The 22,679-nt window shown below is 55.0% G+C and carries 19 protein-coding genes; 14 read left to right on the top strand and 5 right to left on the bottom strand.

The window, feature by feature from the left end; translation table 11 throughout:
- Positions 1–185: 185 nt before the first annotated feature.
- On the top strand, positions 186–1,475 hold the full coding sequence (locus KTQ42_RS19765) for an IS5 family transposase (protein WP_217343681.1): 1,290 nt from the start codon (positions 186–188) through the stop codon (positions 1,473–1,475).
- Positions 1,476–1,534: 59 nt separating this feature from the next.
- Here the strand turns inward: KTQ42_RS19765 and KTQ42_RS19760 are convergent, their stop codons facing one another.
- A complete protein-coding gene (locus KTQ42_RS19760) occupies positions 1,535–2,581 on the bottom strand; it encodes an NAD(P)-dependent oxidoreductase (RefSeq protein WP_349292174.1) in 1,047 nt (348 codons plus the stop codon).
- Positions 2,582–2,796: 215 nt separating this feature from the next.
- On the opposite strand from KTQ42_RS19760, the gene KTQ42_RS19755 reads away from it, so the two are divergent.
- The 9 genes from KTQ42_RS19755 to KTQ42_RS19715 all read left to right on the top strand — a co-directional run bounded on the left by KTQ42_RS19755 (position 2,797) and on the right by KTQ42_RS19715 (position 12,896).
- Positions 2,797–3,987: an ABC transporter substrate-binding protein gene (locus KTQ42_RS19755; protein WP_217347319.1), complete on the top strand. Its 1,191-nt coding sequence runs from the start codon at positions 2,797–2,799 to the stop codon at positions 3,985–3,987.
- 118 nt (positions 3,988–4,105) lie between these two features.
- On the top strand, positions 4,106–4,963 hold the full coding sequence (locus KTQ42_RS19750; protein ID WP_217347318.1) for a branched-chain amino acid ABC transporter permease: 858 nt from the start codon (positions 4,106–4,108) through the stop codon (positions 4,961–4,963).
- The gene (locus KTQ42_RS19745; protein WP_217347317.1) at positions 4,960–5,916 is read left to right on the top strand and encodes a branched-chain amino acid ABC transporter permease; all 957 of its coding nucleotides are present in this window, start codon (positions 4,960–4,962) and stop codon (positions 5,914–5,916) included. The genes KTQ42_RS19750 and KTQ42_RS19745 overlap by 4 nt, the downstream gene beginning before the upstream one ends.
- A complete protein-coding gene (locus tag KTQ42_RS19740; RefSeq protein ID WP_217347316.1) occupies positions 5,913–6,668 on the top strand; it encodes an ABC transporter ATP-binding protein in 756 nt (251 codons plus the stop codon). The genes KTQ42_RS19745 and KTQ42_RS19740 overlap by 4 nt, the downstream gene beginning before the upstream one ends.
- On the top strand, positions 6,665–7,378 hold the full coding sequence (locus KTQ42_RS19735; protein ID WP_217347315.1) for an ABC transporter ATP-binding protein: 714 nt from the start codon (positions 6,665–6,667) through the stop codon (positions 7,376–7,378). Before KTQ42_RS19740 ends, KTQ42_RS19735 begins: the two co-directional genes overlap by 4 nt.
- Positions 7,368–8,609, top strand: a complete 1,242-nt coding sequence (locus KTQ42_RS19730) for a thiolase family protein (RefSeq protein ID WP_249223010.1) — start codon at positions 7,368–7,370, stop codon at positions 8,607–8,609. Before KTQ42_RS19735 ends, KTQ42_RS19730 begins: the two co-directional genes overlap by 11 nt.
- Positions 8,610–8,660: 51 nt before the next feature.
- The gene (locus KTQ42_RS19725) at positions 8,661–10,193 is read left to right on the top strand and encodes an AMP-binding protein (RefSeq protein WP_217347314.1); all 1,533 of its coding nucleotides are present in this window, start codon (positions 8,661–8,663) and stop codon (positions 10,191–10,193) included.
- On the top strand, positions 10,190–10,912 hold the full coding sequence (locus KTQ42_RS19720) for a GntR family transcriptional regulator (RefSeq protein WP_217347313.1): 723 nt from the start codon (positions 10,190–10,192) through the stop codon (positions 10,910–10,912). Before KTQ42_RS19725 ends, KTQ42_RS19720 begins: the two co-directional genes overlap by 4 nt.
- 193 nt (positions 10,913–11,105) lie before the next feature.
- Entirely contained in the window at positions 11,106–12,896 is a 1,791-nt protein-coding gene (locus KTQ42_RS19715) for an acyl-CoA dehydrogenase (RefSeq protein WP_217347312.1), read from the top strand.
- Positions 12,897–13,741: 845 nt separating this feature from the next.
- Here the strand turns inward: KTQ42_RS19715 and KTQ42_RS19710 are convergent.
- Positions 13,742–14,410, bottom strand: a complete 669-nt coding sequence (locus KTQ42_RS19710) for a PEP-CTERM sorting domain-containing protein (RefSeq protein ID WP_217347311.1) — start codon at positions 14,408–14,410, stop codon at positions 13,742–13,744.
- Positions 14,411–14,974: 564 nt separating this feature from the next.
- On the opposite strand from KTQ42_RS19710, the gene KTQ42_RS19705 reads away from it, so the two are divergent.
- Positions 14,975–15,628, top strand: coding sequence for a glutathione S-transferase family protein (locus tag KTQ42_RS19705; protein WP_217347310.1), 654 nt, complete (start codon positions 14,975–14,977; stop codon positions 15,626–15,628).
- 265 nt (positions 15,629–15,893) lie between these two features.
- Here the strand turns inward: KTQ42_RS19705 and KTQ42_RS19700 are convergent, their stop codons facing one another.
- Both KTQ42_RS19700 and KTQ42_RS19695 read right to left on the bottom strand, forming a co-directional pair.
- Positions 15,894–16,340 carry a M24 family metallopeptidase gene (locus KTQ42_RS19700; protein ID WP_349292180.1) on the bottom strand — a complete coding sequence of 149 codons (447 nt, stop codon included), beginning with the start codon at positions 16,338–16,340 and terminating at the stop codon, positions 15,894–15,896.
- 15 nt (positions 16,341–16,355) lie between these two features.
- On the bottom strand, positions 16,356–17,267 hold the full coding sequence (locus tag KTQ42_RS19695) for a LysR family transcriptional regulator (RefSeq protein WP_217347308.1): 912 nt from the start codon (positions 17,265–17,267) through the stop codon (positions 16,356–16,358).
- A gap of 164 nt (positions 17,268–17,431) precedes the next feature.
- On the opposite strand from KTQ42_RS19695, the gene KTQ42_RS19690 reads away from it, so the two are divergent.
- Together KTQ42_RS19690 and KTQ42_RS19685 are read left to right on the top strand one after the other, a co-directional pair.
- Positions 17,432–18,130: a glutathione S-transferase C-terminal domain-containing protein gene (locus tag KTQ42_RS19690; RefSeq protein ID WP_217347307.1), complete on the top strand. Its 699-nt coding sequence runs from the start codon at positions 17,432–17,434 to the stop codon at positions 18,128–18,130.
- 487 nt (positions 18,131–18,617) lie between these two features.
- Complete coding sequence (locus tag KTQ42_RS19685) at positions 18,618–20,495, top strand: potassium transporter Kup (protein WP_217347648.1); 1,878 nt, start codon at positions 18,618–18,620, stop codon at positions 20,493–20,495.
- Positions 20,496–20,529: 34 nt separating this feature from the next.
- Here the strand turns inward: KTQ42_RS19685 and corA are convergent, their stop codons facing one another.
- Complete coding sequence (corA, locus tag KTQ42_RS19680; protein ID WP_217347306.1) at positions 20,530–21,510, bottom strand: magnesium/cobalt transporter CorA; 981 nt, start codon at positions 21,508–21,510, stop codon at positions 20,530–20,532.
- A 170-nt stretch (positions 21,511–21,680) separates the two neighbouring features.
- On the opposite strand from corA, the gene KTQ42_RS19675 reads away from it, so the two are divergent.
- A complete protein-coding gene (locus KTQ42_RS19675) occupies positions 21,681–22,031 on the top strand; it encodes a hypothetical protein (RefSeq protein WP_217347305.1) in 351 nt (116 codons plus the stop codon).
- Positions 22,032–22,679 lie beyond the last annotated feature (648 nt).

Raw genomic sequence — 22,679 nt, 5'->3', positions numbered from 1 at the left:
GCTCAGTCACGCGAGGGCCAAGCGGAAGAGTTGTTGGTGTTGTGGTTGGCGCAGATACTTAGTCGGCGCTGAAATATAGCGAACGCCCAGCACGGATGCGGTCTTGGCTGAGATAGGTCAGTGTTAGATTTGCAGGAACAGCCACTATAACTGGCCTTTTCCTTGCAAATTTGGCGGAGGTTTCCATGCGCAGGAAACGCCGTATTTTCCAGCACAGCAACACGCAGGGGTACCCGCTGCGGGAGCATATCGACCTGCACCATCCTCTCGTGGAATTGGCCGACATGATCGACTGGGCCGCCATTGACCGCGTCGCGACCGAGCCGTTTCAGCCCGGGCCGGGGCGCCCAATCCTGCGGCCACGGCTTGTCGCCGGCCTCCTGTACCTGCAGCATGCATTCAATCTCTCCGATGAACAGGTCGTCGCCGGCTGGCTGGAGAACCCATATTGGCAGGTGTTCACCGGCGAGACACATTTGCAGACTGAGCCACCCATCGACCCGTCAAGCCTGTCGCGCTGGCGCAATCGTTTAGGCGAAGTCGGCATGGAGGAATTGCTGGCGCAAAGCATCGAAGCAGCCAAACGCGCCAATGTGATCAAGCCGTCGAGTATGCAGCGAGTGATTGTCGATACGACAGTCATGGAGAAGGCAATTGCCTATCCAACCGATTCGGCATTGCTGGAACGCAGTCGTGAACACTTGGTAAAGGCAGCACGCCAGTGCAGCCTGCGTCTTCGTCAGAATTACAACCGTGAAGCGCCCCGCCTGGTGCAGCAGATTAGCCGCTATGCCCATGCCAAACAGTTCCGGCGCATGCGTGCAGCCTTGCGTACCCTACACTCACGAGTGGGACGAGTTCACCGCGATATCGCACGTCAGCTGGACCAGGTGTGCCTGCCGCAGCGCAAGGCACTCGATGACCTGCTGTCGCGGACTGGCCGCATCCTGACGCAACTGCGCAAAGACAAGAACAAGTTGTATGCGCTACATGCGCCTGAAGTGGAATGCATTGCCAAGGGCAAGGCCCGAACACCGTATGAATTTGGCGTAAAGGTGTCAATCGTCACTACGTTGAAAGAAGGTCTGGTGGTCGGCGCGCGTTCCATGCCAGGCAATCCCTACGATGGCCATACGCTCCACGAGGCGCTGGAGCAGGCCGAAATCCTCTCCGAGGTCAAACCGCTGATGGCATTCGTCGACCGCGGCTATCGCGGTATCGAGGTCGACGGGGTGCAGATCTGGAAGTCAGGCCAGCGACACGGTGTCACGCGAGGCCTCAAGGCGATGATCAAGCGCCGCAGCGCTATTGAACCCATCATCGGCCATATGAAGAACGACGGTAAGCTGGGGCGTAATTGGCTTAAAGGGGCATTGGGCGATGCCATGCATGCAGTGCTTTGCGGCGCTGGACATAACATCCGGCTCATCATTAACAAGCTTAAATCCTGTCGGCCGATGACTCCGGCTTATTGAAAAGTAGAATTGTTCAGCATCGACTACTTACCCGAGCATGCCTGCTTCATTGCCGATGCTTAAGTCTGCGATGAAGGCTTCCTGCGCACCAAGGTTCCATTTTTCTGTTCAATGACTTTTAAAATTGTCGTGAAATCTTGGTCACCCCAGCCTGCTTCGAAAGCTGAGTGCCAGACCTGCCGCGCCTGTTCGATCACAGGCATCTCGACATTCAAAGCGCCTGCATCGCGCAAGCCCAACGTGACATCTTTGTCACAAGTCGACAGAGCAGCACCAAAGTCAAAAGTCCCGTCCACACCCCTGCGCAATATTTCGCAACCACCAAAGCTTTGCCCCGAGCCAGCTTTGAGAACCTGCAGCATCATATCCCCATCCAGGCCTGCCTTGGCGCCCATCGACAGTCCTTCACAAGCAACAATCATGTTGGCAGCCAAGATCAAATTATTGACGACCTTCATCACTTGTGCCATGCCTGGCTCTTCACCAAGCGTGTAAATCTTCTCACCGATTGTGGCTAAAAGTGGCCACACGGTCTTCAACACTGCTGCCTCGCCCGCCACCATAATCGTAAGCTTACCTGCGCGGGCAACTGGCGGTCCACCGGTCACCGGCGCATCAATGGTATGAATTGCCTGCGATTTGAGACTGGCAGCGATCTGTTCGATCGTCGCCTTCCCAATAGTAGACATCTCCACATATACCTTGATGGTGGAACCATGTATCACCCCCTGAGGCCCTGATGCCACGGAAAGCGATGTCTCCGGGTTGGGCAAACAGGCAAACACGATAGCCGCTGCATCTGCCACGGACTTGGGAGAGTCATGGGCAACAGCCCCCGTGGCGACAAATCGCTCCATCGCAGGACGCACGGGGTCGTGGATATGCAAGCGAAAATCCTTGCCAAGAAGTCGTTCGGCCATCGCGCCACCCATCTGGCCGAGCCCCAAAAAGCCGACATGCATAGGTTCTTTCATAGATGCTCCACACTGGTTTTTAAACAGAATGCTTTCACGATTTTTATTCCGCCATCGACGAGCGTGTCTCTCTACCGCAAGCCTGGGCGCTTTGATGTGTAAATCAAAGTTAAACCCATGACTCACAAACATTCAGATGCTGCCACCGTGAATGTGTTGTCACTTAAACATTATAAGACCATGCATTACGAACGGCGTGTCACGGTACAGCATTGTCCAAATGGCATTCACGCCGGCGGTAGCGGAGTCCAAAATTTAACACAAAGATATTAGACTAATGCTTCTGATGTGTTATAAATCGTATGTGACATGTTACATAAACCAAGAACGCACATTAGGAGACTTTCATGACAAAAGGAATACTTGCCGCTAAGCACGCCACAAGCGCCGTTATAGCCGCACTTTTTAGTATCGCGAATGCGCACGCGGCGGATCCAGACACCTTCTATATCGGCGGTGTAGTGTCGCTGTCAGGAACGTACGGCATGTTTGGAGATGACATGCGCAAGGGCGTCGAAATTGCCATCGAACAACGCGGTAGCAAGGTCCTGGGAAAACCGATCAAGGTGAGCTGGGAAGATGACGAGACGAAACCCCAGCCAGCTGTTCAGAAAACGACGCGTTTAATTGCCGATGGCGCGCAGATGATTTTTGGCGCAGTCAGTTCCTCTTCGACATTGGCAATTATGAACATCGCCAAGCAACGCAAAGTCCCGCACTTGGTCACGATCTCGGCCGACGATAAGATTACTGTGCCTGGAGCCTCTCGCTACACCTTTCGCACGTCAAATACCCTTGGCATGGAACAGCGAATGGCGCTGAACTACACCAAGGACCAAAAACTAAAGCGGGTCTATGGCGTGATTGCCGACTATCAGGCCACGCGCGATAGCTGGGAGTGGTATCGCAAGGAGGCGGAAAAAGCCGGTGTTCAAATTGTTGGCGCTGACTTTCCTCCATTGGGGAATCGCGACTTTTCCACCATCGTCGACAAGGTCGCTAAATCGGACGCTGACAGCGTAGTCCTGTTCCAAACCGGATCTGACGCGGTCACGCTAGTCAAGCAGGCTGGTCAAGTGAATCTCGCCAAGACAAAGAAAATCTTCGGACCCGTGATTGCCGATGAAACGATGGCTGCAGCTGTGGGTCCCGCCTCTATTGGCGTCAATTCCGGCGTTCGCTACCACTACACCATCGACAATCCGGCCAATAAGAAATTTGTCGATGCGTACCGAAAAAAATACAACGAGTTCCCATCGATGGCCGCAGGTGAAGCCTACGACGGCATGGCATGGTGGCTGGATGTCGTCGAAAAAACTGGCACCTGGGACAAGGAAAAATGGGTAGATGCAATGGCCAGTAGCGTGCGTGAGAACTCTGTCGAAGGCCGCAAGGAGATGCGTGCATGCGATCACCAAGCATTGCAGGACGGTCTGTGGGGCGAAGTGGTGCCCGGCCGCGATCCGAACCCAGCGCTCATGATGAAGATTGTGAAGGTGTACCCACCCAATCAGATCTTCGAACCTTGCCACAACTGAGGGTGCTGCCACAAACAAGCTGACGATCCCTGCCGGCAAAGTTGTTGTCGGCAGGTCGACAGTGGCGGCATCACTGGCTTACGCATATTTGCGCTCCTGCATTTTTGTAAGGCTTTCTATGTCTATGATCATTATCGGGCTTAGCCTTGGCATGCTCCTTTTCCTGCTTGCCTCAGGCCTAACGCTTATTTTCGGCATGCTTGGCGTCATCAACTTTGCCCACGGTGCCTTGTACATGCTCGGCGCCTATGTTGCCTTCGACATCAGCCGCCGCACAGGCTCTTTTACACTGGGACTGGTAGTGGCCACCCTAGTCACGGCGGCGACTGGATTCGCCATGGAGCGACTAGCGCTGCGTCCACTTTATGCGCGACCGCACTTCTACCAATTGATTCTGACATTTGGCTTCATCCTCGTCATTACCGAAGCCGTCAAATTCACTTGGGGATTGGGTTACAAGGAAACGCCGATGCCCGATGCACTCGCAGGAACGATAGTGCTTTTTGGCAGCACCATCCCGGTCTATCGGCTTTTTGTCATCATCTTTGGCGCAGTTGTTTCCATCGCGCTGTTCCTGGCTCTTGAGCGCAGCACCTTCGGTATGAAAGTGCGCGCCGCCAGCAGCGACGCCGAGATGGTACAGATCTTAGGGCTGCGTGCGGCAAGCATTCGCAACGCCGTGTTCGGGCTTGGCGCAGGACTGGCTGGACTCGCCGGCGCAATCGCCGCGCCGCTGTTTCCGATTGAGCTTGGCATGGCCACTACTGTAATCATCGACTGCTTCATCGTGGTTATCCTGGGTGGTCTTGGCAACATCCGCGGCGTGGTCGCCGCAGCGATCCTGATCGGCATGGTGCGAGCGGTTGGTTATACGTTCGCGCCGAGCTGGGTCGATGTGCTGACGTTTTCGCTGCTGATCGCGACCTTAATGACCCGCCCCCAAGGGTTGTTTTCCCGTCCTGTGAGGTCAGCATGAGCGCCCGCCGTTTTGACTTAGCCATTGCCGTTCTGATCGGTGCGACTGTCATCGCACTACCATTTGCGACGCAGAATGACTTTTTCCTGAACCTTGCGCTGCTTGTGATGATCTGGTCAATCTTCGCGCTCGGCTTCGATCTCGTGTTCGGTTCCATCGGCATGGTGTCGTTCGGCCATGCCAGTTTCCTGGGAATGGGAGGCTATATCGTTGCCATCTTTACCCAGCGCTACGGCTGGTCCTTCGAGGCCAGTACAATGGCCGCCATGGCTGCAGCCTCGCTACTGGCGTGGATCTTCAGCTTCTTCGCGCTGCGCGTATCTGGCATCTTTTTCTCACTCGTAACGCTTGCGCTGTCGCAGCTGCTCTACATCCTTGCCGATAGCAAGTTGCGAGAATTGACGGGTGGTGCCGATGGCATCGCTGGTGTCACCCGGCCGCAATTGTTTGGTGTCGATTTTTTCACAACCCAGGCGTTTTACTGGTATGTCGTCGTGCTGTTCACAATTGTGGTGGCCTGTGTGGCGATGTTAAGGGCCTCGCCATTCGGCCGGGTCATGCAAGGCGTTGCGCAGAACGAGATCCGCACTGAGCAGCTCGGCTACGATGTTCACGGTATTAAGCAAATTACCTTCCTCGTGTCAGGCGGCATCAGCGGCCTGGCCAGCGCGCTGCTAGCTTCGCTGCTTATGTTCGTCAATCCGCAGATGCTGCATTGGACCACCTCTGGCGACGTCATCATCATGACACTGCTGGGCGGCGCCGGGACACTGTGGGGGCCTGTGGGCGGTGTGATCCTGTTTGAGCTCCTCAAGGAGTGGCTGAGCGGACAGACACAATACTGGTATGGGGTACTTGGCGTGGTATTCATTCTGGCTACCATCTATTTTCCAAAAGGCTTCTTAGGCGAGGCTCGCCGCCTCGCTACTCGTGCGCAACGGAGAAAGCCATGACACAAATTGCACTCGAATGCCGTGACGTTACGGTCAGCTTTGGCGCGCTCAAGGCGATCGACGGGTTCAGCCACCAGTTCGAAGCAGGCCGGAACTATGGCCTAATCGGCCCTAATGGCGCCGGAAAGACCACGTTGCTAAATGTATTGGCGGGGCGGCTTTTCCAAAACAAGGGGATCGTCCTTTGCAATGGTGCTGATATATCCGCCATGCCAGCATACAAGCGTGCACGCGCCGGCATCGGACGCAGCTTCCAGATCACCAAGACCTATCCCGAAATGACGGTTGCGGAGAATCTGCGTATTGCTGCTCAAATCAAGCGTTCCCGGTTCCTGCCGTTCTGGGTTGCGACGCGCTACGACAGGCAACTGCAGCACGACATCGATGCGATGCTTGAACTTACCGGTCTAGTCGCGTACCGCGACGAGATAGCGGGAACGATCTCGTACGGTCTGCAACGGGCGCTGGAGTTGGGCGTCACGCTACTGCCTCAGCCTACCATCCTGCTTCTCGACGAGCCGCTTGCCGGTATTGGCCACCATGAAATTGATAGAGCCACACAGCTGATTCGTTCCGCAGCCGAGGGGCGGACTGTGCTGCTGATCGAGCACAACATGGATGCGGTCATGTCCCTGTCGGACGAAATCGTTGTAATGAGCAACGGCCGCAAGATTGCCTGCGGTGTGCCGCAAGTAATCCGGGCCGACCAGACCGTGCGTTCCGTTTATCTTGGCGAGGAGGCCCCAGCATGATGGTTCTCGACGGAGCTTCTGTGCACTACGGGCTGGCACGCGTACTCAGTGACGTCAGCATCGAGGCATCAGAAAATGAAATTATTGCCATCGTCGGCAGGAACGGCGCTGGCAAGTCAACCACGCTGAAGGCGATGATGGGCCTGCTGCCCTTATCTAAAGGAAAGCGTCTCTTCCAGCAGCGGGATATCACAAGGCTGTCGGTCGAGCAAATCAGCCGCCTCGGCGTGGGTTTCGTTCCCGACACCCGCAGAATCTTTCCCAACCTGACCGTGCATGAAAACTTGCGCATGGGCACTCTCGCCTACAAGCCGGGTTACTGGACTATTCAGCGCGTCTTGGAAATCTTCCCGCGGCTGGGAGAGCGCATTGGCTTCGGTGGCGATCAGTTGTCCGGCGGCGAGCAACAGATGTTATCGATCGCTAGGGCGCTATTGGGTAATCCAACAATATTACTCCTGGATGAACCGACGGAGGGCTTGGCGCCCAAGATCGTCGACGAGCTGATCGAGATTTTCTTGCAAGTGCATCGCTTGGGAACAGGACTTGTACTGGTGGAACAGAACCTAAAGGTGCCGATGCGCCTGGCGAACCGTCAGTATGTACTCGACCATGGCGCTGTGGCCTGGTCAGGGACGTCAAAGGAACTCGACGCCCAGCGCGAACATGTTGAATCGATCATTACGACAGGAGTATCCAATGAAAATTGAAAAAACTTATATCGTTGGCGTGGGCATGACGCCGTTTGCCAAACAACTAGAGCGCAGCGTGAAAGACCTCGTCCGCGAGGCTGTATCCGCGGCACTGAGGGATGCTGGCTGCGACAGCAGCGCCCTGCAGGCTGCCTATTTCGCGACTGCTGGACAGGGGGCAATGGAAGGGCAGTTTATGGTTTCTGGCCAGATTGCGCTGGGGGCAATGGGCATTACGGGGATACCTGTCACCAATGTCGAGAACGCATGCGCCAGCTCCAGCACCGCGCTTAACGCTGCTAGGCTGCATGTTGCTTCCGGTGCAGCGGATATCTGCCTTGCAGTGGGTGTCGACAAGCTGTTCTCAAACGACAAGGAGCGCAGTTTTGCCGTATTCGACGGCGGTTGGGACGTGCATACCGCTGAGCAGCAGCTACGCTACCTGATGTCGTTGTCGAGCGACATTCCCCTACCAGCGGGCTATGTCGAGCCTGGCAAACGTAGCGTATTCATGGATATTTACGCGAGTTTGGCTCGCCTGCACATGAAAACCTATGGCACGACCGAGCGCCAGATAGCTGCCGTAGCCGCCAAAAACCATGTCCACTCCACGCGCAATCCGTTGGCGCAATTTCAGTACCCGCTGACAATCGACGAAGTGCTCTCGGCGCGGGCCGTATCCTGGCCGCTGACGCTCCCGATGTGTGCTCCAATCAGCGACGGCGCGGCGGCGGCCATTGTCTGCAACGAAGATGGGCTACAACGGTTACAGCGCGGCCGCGCGGTTGAAATATTGGCTAGTGTGATGCGCAGCGCAACTGACCGCCGCGCCGACCAGTACGACCGCCATCTGTGCTACCTCGCTGCCAATGAAGCGTACGAGATCGCCGGCGTGGGCCCAGACGATATGTCGTTAGCCGAAGTACACGACGCCACGGCATTCGCCGAGATTCAGCAAACCGAAGCACTCAGCTTCTGCGTATTTGGAGAAGGTGGAATGATGGCCGAGACCGGCGCCACCACGCTGGGCGGGCAGATCCCAATCAACGTGTCCGGTGGACTGCTGTCGCGCGGCCACCCGGTCGGTGCTACCGGCCTGGCGCAGATCTTCGAAATGGTTACGCAACTGCGCCGCGAGGCAGGACCACGCCAAGTGGAAAATGCGCGTTTCGCCATCGCCGAGAATGGCGGGGGCTTTTCTGGTGTCGAGGAAGCGACCACCTGCATCACGATTCTCGGGCGCTCCTAGTTGCACTTCGCCACGCCGATCAACCCTACCCTGATCATTAGATTGCCAGCCATGAACCTCAGCCAATTATTTCAGCGCAGCGTCCAGATGTACCCAGATTGCACCGCAATTGCTTGCGGTGACCAGATCCGCCGCACCTACCGAGAACTCGACCAACGCGTTGGTGCACTCGCGCATTGGTTCAGACAAGATCTTGGGCTGCAACCAGGCGACCGGCTGTTGCTTGTAATGAAGAACTGTCCAGAATACATCGAAAGCTTGCTGGCAGCCTGGCGGGCGGAGTTGTGCGTAGTGCCAGTCAACAGCAAACTACACCCTAACGAAATTGCGGCGATGGCTCAAGATGCAGGCACCCGCAAGTGCCTTTCGCAGGGATCGCTTGCCGCTGCCTTGCGTGAACACCCAACGATAAAGGCTCAGCTCGATGTCATCGACGCTGGGGAAGACGCTTATCTCAATGCGCTAGGGTCACCACAATTGTCGGTTGGCCGCACACATGACGAGAATGCTGTGGCGTGGTTGTTCTTTACAAGCGGCACCACAGGCCGCTCAAAAGGCGTCATGATCACGCATGCCAACTTGGTAAATGTGGCACTTAACTTCTTTTCCGACGTGCAGTCGGTGAGCCAGGGCGATGCGCTTATCCATGTGGCACCAGTATCACACGGCTCAGGCATCTATAGCATTCCCTATTGGATCAAAGGTGGCACACAAGTGTTGCCTGAGTCGGGCGGCTTCGACGAGGCTGAACTGTTCAGGCTGCTGGATACCCATCAACGTGCAAGTCTGTTTGCAGCGCCGACGATGGTCCAGCGCATGGTGCGTTATGCCAATGAGAACAATGTCCGCCCCTCTGGCCTGCGCGCCCTGCTAGTGGGCGGTGCGCCGTTCTACATGGAAGACATCAAGACGGCTGTACAGAGCTTCGGTCCAAGAATTGCTCAGGTTTACGGCCAGGGTGAAAGCCCGATGACGATTTCCCGCATTAGCGCAGATCAAATTGGTGCTGCGGTGAATGCAGGTGACAGTCAGCTGCTCGGCTCTGTCGGCTTTCCGATGACCTCAGTGCAGGTATCAATTGTGGATAACGACGGTTGTCCGGTTGCAGCTGGAGAGCTTGGCGAAGTGATGGTGCGTGGCCCGGTCGTGATGGCTGGATACTGGAATAACCCTCAGGCAACGGCTAGCACGGTCATCGACGGTGCATTGCGAACCGGCGATGTCGGTTTAATCGACGAGCGCGGCCTGCTGCATTTGCGTGACCGTTCCAAGGACGTGATCATTAGCGGCGGCACTAATATCTATCCACGCGAGGTGGAGGAAGTCCTGCTGACGCATCCGGGAGTTGCCGAGGTATCCGTGGTGGGTGCGCCGGATCCGGAGTGGGGAGAGTCGGTAGTAGCATTCATCGTACGACAGCCAGGTACCGTTGTCGAAGATGCCGACTTAAATGCGCACTGCTTGAATGCAATCGCGCGCTTTAAACGTCCAAAACGGTATATTTACGTCTTTGACTTGCCTAAGAACGGCATAGGCAAGGTGTTGAAAAGAGAATTGCAAAAACAAATTGGAAAATCTACATGAAAACAGTAACCGGCCTTTTTAATCGTGAGGCCGTTAGCCAGACCGAGAAGGCATTCGTCGTTCTGGAAGAGCTTATCGTTACAGGAGAACTGCCACCTGGAAGTCAATGGTCGGAGATCGCATTAAGTGAGCGTATCGGGCTCGGGCGATCGCCAACGCGCGCCGCTCTCCAGAAACTGGCGTTCCAACACTTGGTCAATATTGCACCTCGGGAAGGAATCTTTATCTCCGAAATCGATTACCCAGGGCAAATTAAAGTTATTCAGGCGCGCCGTGAAATCGAAAAATTGATTATGGCTGAAGCAGCACGGTCCGCAACTGAACAAGAGCGCGAAGACATGCGCAACGTTATCAAGCAGTTGGAGGCGTTGAAAGCAGACCCTAATCCGCGCGGATACTTGCGTACCAATTTCGATTGGACCAAGTTGCTTTGTGAAGCTTGCCGCAACAGTTATGCCGCTGAATTCTATGCGATGCTTGCAGGCCTCGCGCGCCGCTTCTGGTTCTTTCACCAAGAGCACTACACGAATCTGCCTGTGATCTGTGAACTCCACATCCGACAGTTGCAGGCGGTCGTGGACGGTGCGGTAAATGAAGCCATCGAAGCTGCCGCCGCCCGTAACGATTACGCAGAGAATTTCGCTCGCACCACATTGATGGATATGATTAATTTATCGGCCGTGACCGTCAGGGTCAGCTCCCAGCGGCGCTTGAGTTGAGGCTTTCACGCCGATTAGTGATCTGTTCGAACTACATTCTGTAGCTAGTTTTTGAACTGGATTGAACAAAATTTGGGCGTCACTAAGCGCAGTGTAAAAAGGCAAGCACTGCTGAAAGTGGCAGGCTAAACAAAGCACTCCCTTGAGCCCCCAGCCCTTCCACGATGTTGTTAGAATTTTTGAAGGCAAAAACATGAGCTATGTCGCCCCCCTGAAGGACATGCTGTTCGTGGTCAATGAACTGGCCAACCTGCCGGCCGTCCAGTCCCTGCCCGACTGCGAGGATGCCACGCCCGAAACCGTGGAAGCGGTGCTGGAGGAGAATGCGAAGTTCTGCGGCGAGGTCGTGGCGCCGCTGAACGTGGCCGGCGACCGCGATCCCAGCGCCTGGAAGAATGGCGACGTCGTCACCACGCCCGGCTTCAAGGAGGCTTTCCATGCCTTTGGCCAAGCCGGCTGGCAGGGCGTGCAGCATCCGGTCGAATTCGGCGGACAGGGCCTGCCTAAGCTGGTGGCCACGCCCTGCATCGAGATGCTGAACTCGGCCAACCTGTCGTTCGCGCTGTGCCCCTTGCTGACCGACGGCGCGATCGAGGCGCTGCTCACCGCCGGCAGCGACGAGCAGAAGAATACCTACCTGGCCAACCTGATCTCGGGCAAGTGGACCGGTACCATGAACCTGACCGAGCCGCAGGCCGGCTCCGACCTGGCCCTGGTGCGCACCCGCGCAGTGCCGCAGGGCGACGGCACCTACAAGATTTCCGGCACCAAGATCTACATCACCTACGGCGAGCATGACATGGCCGAGAACATCATCCACCTGGTGCTGGCGCGCACGCCGGACGCGCCGGAAGGGGTGAAGGGCATTTCCCTGTTCGTGGTGCCGAAGTTCCTGGTCAATGCCGACGGCAGCCTGGGCGCGCGCAACGACGTGCATTGCGTGTCGATCGAGCACAAGCTGGGCATCAAGGCCAGCCCGACGGCCGTGCTGCAGTTCGGCGACCATGGCGGCGCGATCGGCACCCTGGTTGGCGAAGAGAACCGCGGCCTGGAATACATGTTCATCATGATGAACGCGGCCCGTTTTGCGGTCGGCATGCAGGGCGTGGCGGTGGCCGAGACGGCTTACCAGAAGGCGGTGGCTTATGCCCGCGACCGGGTGCAGTCGCGTGACCTGGCCGGTTCGGCCGGCCCGGTGGCGATCATTCACCATCCTGACGTGCGGCGCATGCTGATGGCGATGCGCGCCCAGACCGAAGGCGCCCGCGCGCTGTCCTATGTCACGGCCGCCGCCTATGACGCGGCCCATCATCATGCCGATGCCGCAACACGCAGCGAGAACCAGGCCTTCTATGAATTCATGGTGCCCATCGTCAAGGGCTGGTCGACCGAGATGTCGATCGACGTCGCCTCGACCGGCGTGCAGGTGCATGGCGGCATGGGCTTCATCGAGGAAACCGGCGCGGCGCAGTTCTACCGCGACGCCCGCATCCTGACCATTTATGAAGGCACTACCGCGATCCAGGCCAACGACCTGGTCGGCCGCAAGACCGTGCGCGACGGCGGCGCCACCGCCCGCGCCATCCTGGCGCAGGTGCGGCGCACCGAGGCCGAACTGGAATCGGCCGGCGGCGGCGACCTGGCGGCGATCCGCAACCAGCTGGCCGCCGGCTCACGGGCGCTGGAAGAGGTGGTGGAGTACATTGTGGGCAACATGAAGTCCGACATCAAGGGAGTGTTCGCGGGCAGCGTGCCCTACCTGAAGATGGCTGGCATCGTGCTGTGCGGCTGGCAGATGGCGCGCGCGGCGTTGATTGCGCAGAAGAAGCTGGATGCGGGCGAGGGCGATGCGCGCTTCTACCAGGCCAAGATCGCCACGGCGCGCTTCTTTGCCGATTATCTGCTGTCGCAGGCCTCGTCCTGCCGCGCTGCCATCGTCGGCGGCAGCGTTGGCGTAATGGCGCTGGCAGAAGACCAGTTCTAATTCGGCACCGCTTCGTCGCTATGCTCCGCGACGAATGATATAGCGCATACCTATGACGAGCTACTCAGGCGACAGTAATAAGAAAGGTGGACTTTTGCTAGATGTATGGAACTAGCCGTCTTGATGGCATAGCGGCGGGCGAAGAAGCTGGTAGTCAGGGTACAGCAAGTGGATTGCTTGACATGCACACATATGAATTAAGAACGGCCGGTTTCCAATGTGGAGCAGACATTGGAAAGATACGATCGAAGGGCGCCAATGGGTCGAACTGCGACATTCGTTGTTCGCTATAGCCTGTCGGTTAAAGTAGCAACTGCTTGGCAAGAATAATCCATGCCGTCCGTCGCACGGCATCATACGCATCAGCTTGAATGGGTGCATAGGCTTGCCATCACCGGCAATTGATTGCCGCCGGGTTAGCTTCCAAGGTGCGTGGCAAGTGGGTTAGCTTTTCGCTGCTGCATCCAGTTATGACCCAGATGTCATGACGGACTGTACCCTATACAACCTTGCTAGGCGGGTCTGTACGCAGCGATCACAATCTCCCTAAAGGCATCCCCACTCCACAATCCAGAAAGCTTAAAGCCTGCCAACCGTCAGCAACTGAGCCCAGTCGACTTTTTTATCTATATTTATGAAAAGAAGAGAGTAAAGCCGGTTGACAGGGCAATTAGTTGAGACTTTAGCGCTCCCACAGTTAGGCGAGCTTCTTTTTTAAGGGCACGTCTCTAGGCAAATTTGCTTTCGCCTACGCCATTTAGCGCGATGTAAAAATATCGCCACCGGGAAACATAAGGTGGCGATCAGGCAATGCGTGCTCTTTGGAGGATGAAGAGCAAACGCTACTAGCCGCGTGAGCGACGGCGAGCTGTTATGAGACCAACCAGAGCGATCCCGAAAAGAGCCACGCCAGTGGGTTCAGGAACGGCTGAAACGCGCACATTATCCAAGCCTTCTGTTGAAATAAAACCTCCGAAATAGGCGGTCTGAATAGACGCTGACGTGAAACTTTCGTTATCCGTGCCAACGACGCCAAAAAACCCGCTCGATAATGTATTAAATACTGTCTCGGTGAGGCCGTTTATAGTTACAGAATAGCTGTCGGTATAGTCAGTGTCGAACCAGTCGAAACCAAACGCCGTTACGGCGTTGTCAAACGTGAACAAGGTGGTCGGTCCCACATATCCATCACCGCTGTCGCCCCAACCGTAGAAGTTTTGACCTGCAAAGTTCGACGGGATAGCGGTATCGTCACCCCAAGACAATGACCCGGTCGAAATACCTGAGTTATCGCCGTTAGCAACAGTTGAAAGGCTAAATCCTTTGAACGAACCAGCATAGTTAGCCGTGCTGAAACCGACCGTGGCGGATGAAAATGTCTCAACAGTAGTTAGACCAGCAGCAGCTTGGAAAGCTGCTAGGTCAGTATAGGTGGTCAAGGTTGCATGGGCCGGGATTGTAGTTGCAGCGCAGGCCAATGCTGCGATTGCCGTGAAGGTTTTGAGTGTTTTCATAAATACTCCCTGGGAAAATTGTCGTTTTTAATAAGCCACTGGACTGGGCTAACCGGTAGTAGGCATAAAATGTGCCACCGGAAATATATTGTTTTTATTCAATGACTTGATTTTTTGAAACTAAATTCTTAGGTGAAACTGTCAAGTTTTTCGACAACTTCATTTCTTGTCATGCGGTTTCGAACAGGGACTTTTTCGAGTTATATGTTGTGATGTGTTCCTAGCACGCTTGCGCATCTGTGGGTGCCTGCTATCAGTAACTTACGACTCACGAGTTGCGGCAGCAGTCGGCCATTTCCAGCCATTGCGTAGCGGCCTACGCCGCTTGATAGCAGACATTCGCTGTTATATCGACAATTGACGTAACGCATCGGCGCGGAGTGAACAATCGCTGAGCGAACGGCTAGTATTTCCTCCATGAAACCAACACCCGGTCCTTCAACGGCTCGGGTCACGCTGTTCGTATATGCAGTGTCTGTCTAATTAGGGCTATGTCGAATCACTCTTTTCAAAACAAAAACTTGGCCGCAAAATGCTTCTGTGCGTATCACCCAGAGTCTTCCAATGACCCCTATCATTACCGCCTTTGAGCAATCTCCGGATCACGGCACGGGACAGGCACGTGACATGCGCGTTCGCTGGGCACTTGAGGAAATGAATCAGCCATACGACGTCCGTCTTGTATCGTTCAGTGAAATGAAAGAACCTGCGCATCTCGCTCTTCATCCGTTTGGTCAGATTCCGACTTACGAAAAAGGCGATCTCACCCTGTTCGAATCAGGGGCGATCGTGTTCCATATTGCGGAGCGCCATGGTGGCCTCCTGCCAGACGATGCGAATGCCAGGTGGCGCGCGATCACATGGATGTTCGCCGCGCTCAACACGGTGGAGCCGCCGCTTGTAGATCGCGAAGTTGCCATGCTACAGGAGCGTGATAAGCCTTGGTATGAACAACGCCAGCCTGTCGTCGAGGATCGCGCCCGCAAACGGCTTGATGAACTTTCCCGTCGACTTGGCGATGCCGACTGGCTCGATGGCACCTTCACCGCAGGCGACCTTTTGATGGTGGGGGTGCTATTCAGGTCGAAAGATTCCGGAATCTTGGAAGAATATCCAAATCTCTCCGCCTATGTCGCGCGCGGCGAAGCACGCCCTGCCTTTATGCGTGCTTTTGCTGCTCAATTGACTGTCTTCACTACTGTTCAACCAAGCAAGTAAACGGCACAAGCATGGCGGCTCCGCTGAACACCTGAAGCCTCAGCCTTCAATCAATCGGATATGCCCCGGGAGAAAGGATGTCGGTTATCTCAAACGTTGAGCGTCCGCTTTCTGGAGGGCCTACAGGCAGCAAAGGGTCGGGTCCACCCCTCCGGCATTAGCGGCAGCCGGCCAGAAGCGGCCAGTGGCTGCGTCGGCACACTGGAAAGACGGCCTCGCTCCCGCTTTCAGGTCGTAGCGTCTCGATATACTGCCTCTACTGCAATCATGAATACTGTGCATTTCCGTACAGCCACACAGTCAACATTTCAATTCCGCTTTCGGTTAGGGCCACCATCTGCTCCTGCTGGGCAGACAGTGAGCGTTCTATCGTCACGATGTTCCAACCATTTGCCAGGTGCTTGGTAAGTGGCTTCCCTGCATTGAACATCGGCGCGACGGTGAGGATAATGCCCGGTTTAAGAATTAGCCCGGCGCCTGGATGGACAAAGTACAGCACTTGGAGTTCATCGTGATAAACCTTCCCGATCCCACGGCCACAGAATTCGCGAACGACACAGAATCCCTTACGCTGTGAGATGGTCTGGATGACGCATCTGATGTCACCTAATGTCGCGCCAGGATGCGCGGCGAGAGGTGCCGGAGCGCAGTGCCTCATAAGTACTATTGACCAAGCGGCTAGCGAGGATTCCTGGCTCTCCGATAAAGTAATTGCGCTTCTTGTGATTTATGATTTTACTGCTGCGCGCAAAAACTCAACAAATGCACGCACTCTCGCCGAAAGGTGACGATTTTGAGGATAGAGGATCGAAAACGGGCGAGAGCGTCCCCCGTATTTTTGAAGGACCTCTACAAGGTCGCCACGCCTTAACGCATCGGCCACTGCAAAGCGGTAGGTCTGATAAAGCCCACCGCCCGCGTTAACCCACGCAACAGCCCCTAGCGCATCGTTAAGCACGCGCATCCGGCTCGTTATTGGCTTCTCGACTGCATTACCTCGTTCGTCAGTGAACAGCCACTGTAGTGGGCGCCCAGTATTCGGCGATATATATTGAATACAATCGTGTCTATCCAGGTCGTCGATGGTGCGTGGCTCCCTTTTTTTCGCCAAGTATGTTGGGGTACCAAATACGCCCAAAATTGCGTCCTCAAGCTTGAATGCGACAAGACGCGAATCTTGTTGGATGCCTAATCGAATTGCAAGGTCAAAGCCTTCTTCTACAAAGTCAATAATTTTGTCTGAGATACTGATTTCAATGTCGATCTGCGGGTAAAGCTCGGCGAACTTAGGCATTAACGGCAACAAGCGAAACGTTCCGTAAGCAGCACTGACGCTGATGCGTAGCGGACCACTTGGGACGGTCTGCGCGCCGGTGATAGCACGCTCAGCTTCGGCGATTTGCTCAAGGGCTAACTGGCATTCTTTCCAATACAGTTCGCCTTCATTTGTGAGCTTGACAGCACGGGTTGTCCTCAAAAAAAGACGAACACCAAGACGCTGTTCGAGCCGACTGATCGACCGACTCACTGCGGCTGGTGTTAGGCCAAGTACCTCAGCTGCACTTGTGAAATTGCCTGTCTCCGCAGCTTTACAAAATTGTTCAATGCTGCCGAGTTGAAGAGCGTTCACAGCTGCCATATTCATTACCTTGTGTAATAGATGAATTGATTATCACCCGGTTTATCTACCGAATACAAGGTATTAAAGTACGTTCACTGCTTCAGCAAGAAGGCACCGAGGCCAAGGTACTTAAGCAGTACAAAGTTTGGCCATATCTCGACTTACTTTAAGGAACCCAAAAAATGACTAGCAAACTGAACGTTTTCACCTCGCCATCGGCTTTCCCCAATCCGCAGCGCCTGCGCCTGTTCATGCATGAAAAGGGAATCGCTGATCAGTTCCAGGAAACAATTTATGACATGACGCCGGTTGGCGAACAGCGTGGTTGGCGTCACCTGAAAATGAATGCTTGGGGCGAAACACCGACTCTCGAACTCGCTGACGGTAGCTTCATCTCCGAGACTGCTGCAGTTGTCCGTTATTTAGATCAGTCTTACCCCGGCCGCAAGATCATGGGTGACACGCCCCTAGAACAGGGCCTGGACAATATGTGGGATAACCGCATCTGGGTTCACATCCTGTATCGCATCGTCACGGCCTTCCACGTTCTGCATACGGGCCTTGGCTTCAAGCTCGAACTGACCAAGAACGAAGCCTGGGGAGAGCACTGCCGCAAAGAAGCGTTGGCCCATGCCGCACTGGTCAACAAACACCTCTCGGACGGGCGCCAATGGCTGCTGGGCGGTGATGAACCTACCTTCGCCGATATCACCCTGGCCACGGCGATCGCGTTCTCGAAGTTCCCAGTAAATGCGACGCCGCTTGACGAGCGCTTCGAATTCTTGGACGCCTACTGGCAGCGTTGGCAACAGCGTCCTAGCTTCCAAGCTGCGTATGCAGACCGAAGCAGTGGCATCCCTGAGCTGGACAACAAGGCATGATCTAAACTAGAAATCGCGCGCTGTCTAGAAATCGGATGTCGCGCGATTGAAAAGATCCGCTTGAGGTGGATAGGTACCGGTCATATTTTGCTTCGACAGTCTGAATCATTTATTTAAAAGATAAGGCAATCTTTGAGCAATCAGATTCGACCCGGCGTAAGCGCAGCGGAAATAGCTTTTCGTGTGGTTGCTGTTTAAGGCTTTAGCAACCTTGGCTAAGTTGCCCATCTACACTCTCAACCCGGAATAGAAAAACGGCTTATCGACGAGCTGTTTCCCACAGTTAGTACAAAAGTTGTTCCCAGCATGCAGCCCTCGTCGACAGGCCAGACGCCGGCGCAATCGGGCAACTATCTGCCAAATCACTGTTTCTTCCTAAACGCGGTTTCGCCTAACTCGTTGATTCAATGGGAGCTGATTCATAATACTTGCTCAAGGAAACCTAGGTGCCGGAAATGAACTCCAGAAGAAGAAAAAGGGTGTGCAATTGACCGCGTCATCCCACAAAAGCAGCCTGACCGCCCTGACACTGGCCGCCATCGGCATCGTGTACGGCGATATCGGCACAAGCCCTCTGTACACCATGAAAGAAGTGTTCGCGAAGGAGCATAGCCTTGCCTTGAACGAGCCGAACATCATTGGTGTTGTCTCCCTCATTCTATGGGGTTTGATAGTCATCATCTCATTGAAATACGTGACCCTCGTTCTGCGGGCGGACAACCGGGGTGAGGGCGGCATCATGGCATTGACAGCGCTCGCGCTGTCCTCAGTCACGCAGAAGTCTCGGTGGTACTACCCGGTCATGCTGCTCGGCATGATAGGCGCTGGCCTGTTCTTTGGTGACGGCGTCATTACCCCCGCAATTTCGGTTCTCTCCGCAATCGAAGGTTTGGAAGTCGCGACGCCAGCCATGAAGCCGTATGTGATTCCGATTACTTTGACCGTTCTTGTTGCCTTGTACATGGCGCAGAGCCACGGTACGGCTGGCATCGGCAAGTATTTCGGCCCCATTGTTCTGGTCTGGTTCATCACCCTAGCCATCACGGGCGTCATCAATATTGTTGCGAACCCTTCGATACTCGCGGCGTTCAACCCACTCCATGCCTTTAGCTTTCTTGCCCACAACGGTTGGTATGCTTTTCTCGCGCTTGGCGCCGTTGTGCTCGCGTTCACGGGTGCCGAAGCGCTGTATGCGGATATGGGCCACTTCGGTAGGAAATCAGTCCGCCTTGCCTGGTTCTCGATTGTGTTTCCTGCGCTTAGCCTGAATTACCTGGGCCAGGGAGCACTCCTGCTGTCGCATCCGGATGCCGTGTCGAACCCGTTCTTCCAGCAACTGGGGCCTTGGAGCGTCTATCCTCTGGTTGTGCTGTCGACGATGGCGACCGTCATTGCGTCTCAGGCCACCATTTCGGGCGCTTTCTCTGTAACCCAGCAAGCTATCGCGCTCGGTTTCCTGCCCCGCATGCGCATTCTGCATACCTCGGAGCGCGAAATGGGCCAAATCTATATTCCCTTCGTGAACTGGTGCCAGCTCATCGCCGTAGTCTTGGCCGTTGTCGGATTTGGGTCGTCGTCCAACTTAGCATCCGCATACGGTATTGCCGCAACGGCCACCATGCTCTGCACAACGTTCCTGACATTTTTCGTCATTCGTTTTGGTTGGAAATATCCAATTATTCTTTGCTTTTTTGCAACCGGTTTCTTTTTTATTATCGACATTGCCTTGTTCTCATCTACGAGCCTGAAAATCATCCACGGAGGTTGGTTTCCCCTCGCACTCAGTGCGGTGATGGTCGGCATTATGCTGACCTGGAAAACAGGCAGAGAGCTGGTGTCTCAGACAATGCAAAAGAACCTGATCCCATTGAACGAGTTTTTGCAATCCCTCTTTATCAGCCCGCCATTCCGCGTCGAGGGCACCGCTGTGTACTTCCGTGCGGAAGGCGACGGTATGCCGCATGCGATGCTTCACAACCTCATGCACAACAAAGTGTTGCATGAAAGAATTGTCTTTATGACCGTTTACTCAAAGGATATTCCCCGAGTCATGGCTGAGGACCGGGTCAAGGTAGAACCGCTTGGCGATGACTGCTACCAAGTGACGGTCTATTACGGCTTCAAGGACGAGCGCAACATCCCGGCAGCCTTGACTCAGTGCAAGGCCGCGGGGTTAGAAGTTGACCCGATGACAACCTCATTCTTTGTCCCTCGCACAACGGTTATTGCTACGGTAGGTGCCGGAATGGCTCTCTGGAGAGAAGCTCTGTACATCGGCATGGCACGCAATGCACGGGACGCAGCAGACTACTTCAAAATCCCGACCAACCGAGTTATCGAACTCGGAGCCCAGGTAGAAATTTGAATGAACGCGGATGAGCGTGCCGGGCACCGGAATACTATAGCCAGCCGACACGCTTGAGCCGCCGGTGAAGGAAGACGCAACCGACGACGATACCAGCCATGACAAGTGGATAGCTCCCTCGCCATTCCAATTCAGGCATGTGCCGAAAGTTCATGCCGTACCAGCTGAAGACCATCGTCGGCACTGCCAGGATGGCGCCCCAGCCAGCCAGGCGCTTGACCACCTCGTTCTGTCGAATGGTGACTTGGGCCAGCGCGACCTGCATGGCGGCATTAATCATTTCCCGCATCCGGTCAGCAGTCTGAGTCACCCGGGCCACATGGTCCAGGATGTCCCGGTAATAGATGCGATTCTCCTTTGGGATGATGTCGCTATGGAACCGCAGTAACTGTGTGCAGATGTCAATCAAAGGGACGGCGGCCGCCTGTAACGTTAGCAGTTCGTTCTTCAGCTCGTAGAAATCCTGGAGGTTGTCAGACTGGGATTCCTTATCAAACAGCACCTGCTCGAACGTCCGAAACCGGTCCTGTAGGTTGTCCATGCATGGCTGGTAGTGGTCAACGATGAAATCGATGATGGAATAAAGCACGTACCCAGGACCACTTGCTAGGCGGTCGGGCCTGCTTTCGGTGCGCTCCCTTACCTTCGCGTAACCCATCGAGGGACCGTGACGCACCGTAATGACAAACCGCGGGCCTACGAAAACATGGGTCTCGCCGAACTGGATCTCGTCATCGACCAGCATTGCTGTATGGAGTACAACAAACAGCGTCTCGCCGTACTCTTCCAGCTTGGGCCGCTGGTGGGCTTTCTGGGCGTCTTCCACGGCCAGCTCATGCAGGCCAAACTCTTCCTGAATCTTTCGCATCAAGGATTGGTCTGGTTCGAGCAGGCCGACCCACACAAACGTATCTTCTTCCGTGAGAACATCGCTGATGGCGTCCACCGCTAAGTCGTCCAGCTTCCGTCCTTTTCTGTAAACAGAACAATTGACAATGCCGCTCTCGGTATCCATCTCAAGCCTCCATTTCAGCGCCGTAGCAGTCGGTGTATCGGCAATGAACTACGGTACGTCATTTGAGATTCGTATGTTATGCCGTAGCGCAACTAAGAATGGAATCGGCAAGAAATCGACATTTTGTTATCAACGTGATATCTTTTTATAGTCGAGTTGCGGGAGCTAACATGACCCCAGTAACCAATGTCACCTGTTTAGCAAGCAAGACTTCACTCGGTGAGTTGTTTCGCCGCCTTCCCTTTTTCGATGAAGAGCTGCCTGCGCTGAATACCTCAGTTCAGCAGGCCGTTGGCATGTCTCTGAAGGAGACTTTGGCCGGCCTTCAATCCGAAGACTTGGAAACTGTTGCAACTGTGCTTCGAAATGTCGTTGGCCAGATAGACACGCTGCTCCTTGAGCGCCAACTAGCTGAGTGCGGCTTTGATGCTGTGCGGGCTGTTTCCTATAACGCGAGATGTCCCAGCCTCTTGGCGCCGGCGGACGTCCCAGTGCTGTCTCATTGTGGTACGGCAACTTAGGGCAGGGAGTTGAAGCGACGTGCCGGCTAAGGACTGTTGAACATCCAAGGCGGCAGCACTTAGCTGACTGTTATGACTTTGCGCATGCCGAAGATAGGATTGCATCGAACCTCGCCTCGCTCACTTGCTCGAATCCTGTACTGATGAAGCGGTCGTTTCATCCATTTGAAACGGGGATTCAATATGCAAACCGCCTTCCTGAAACTTCTATTGCTTTCTTCTGCGCTTGCCCTTGTTGTCCCTTGGTCTTATGCGAAGCGCTTAGATAGTGACACGTGTGGTTGCTGTCAATGCCAAGTGCAGCTGCAGGAGGTGGTCAAGCAGCCTGCCTATTCACCGTCCGTAACGGTAATGCATCTCAGCAGCCCAAGGGTAGAACTGGATAACCAGATAGTAGCCGGATTGAGCTTGGGCTCTGTCCTGTCTGCAGGGAGCGCTCAGCAATCTGTCGACCAAGAAGGCCTAAGAGACGAGGCAGCAAAACGCGATGCAGCTAACGGAGATGTTGCAAAGCAAAACTCACGGAGCCAGCAGACCGTAAACAAGGATGCTCAGCCAGCGCGAAAAGTGGAAGGGAAATCGAACATAAAGTCTGCCGGCGGGGGTGGAAACGGCTCTACAGCGTCCGGTTCGGCGGACGGCCCGTCT

The sequence above is a fragment of the Noviherbaspirillum sp. L7-7A genome (assembly GCF_019052805.1).
Lineage (GTDB): Bacteria > Pseudomonadota > Gammaproteobacteria > Burkholderiales > Burkholderiaceae_D > Noviherbaspirillum_A.
Note: the sequence above shows the minus strand (reverse complement) of the source record. Positions and strands in the feature narration are given on the sequence as shown.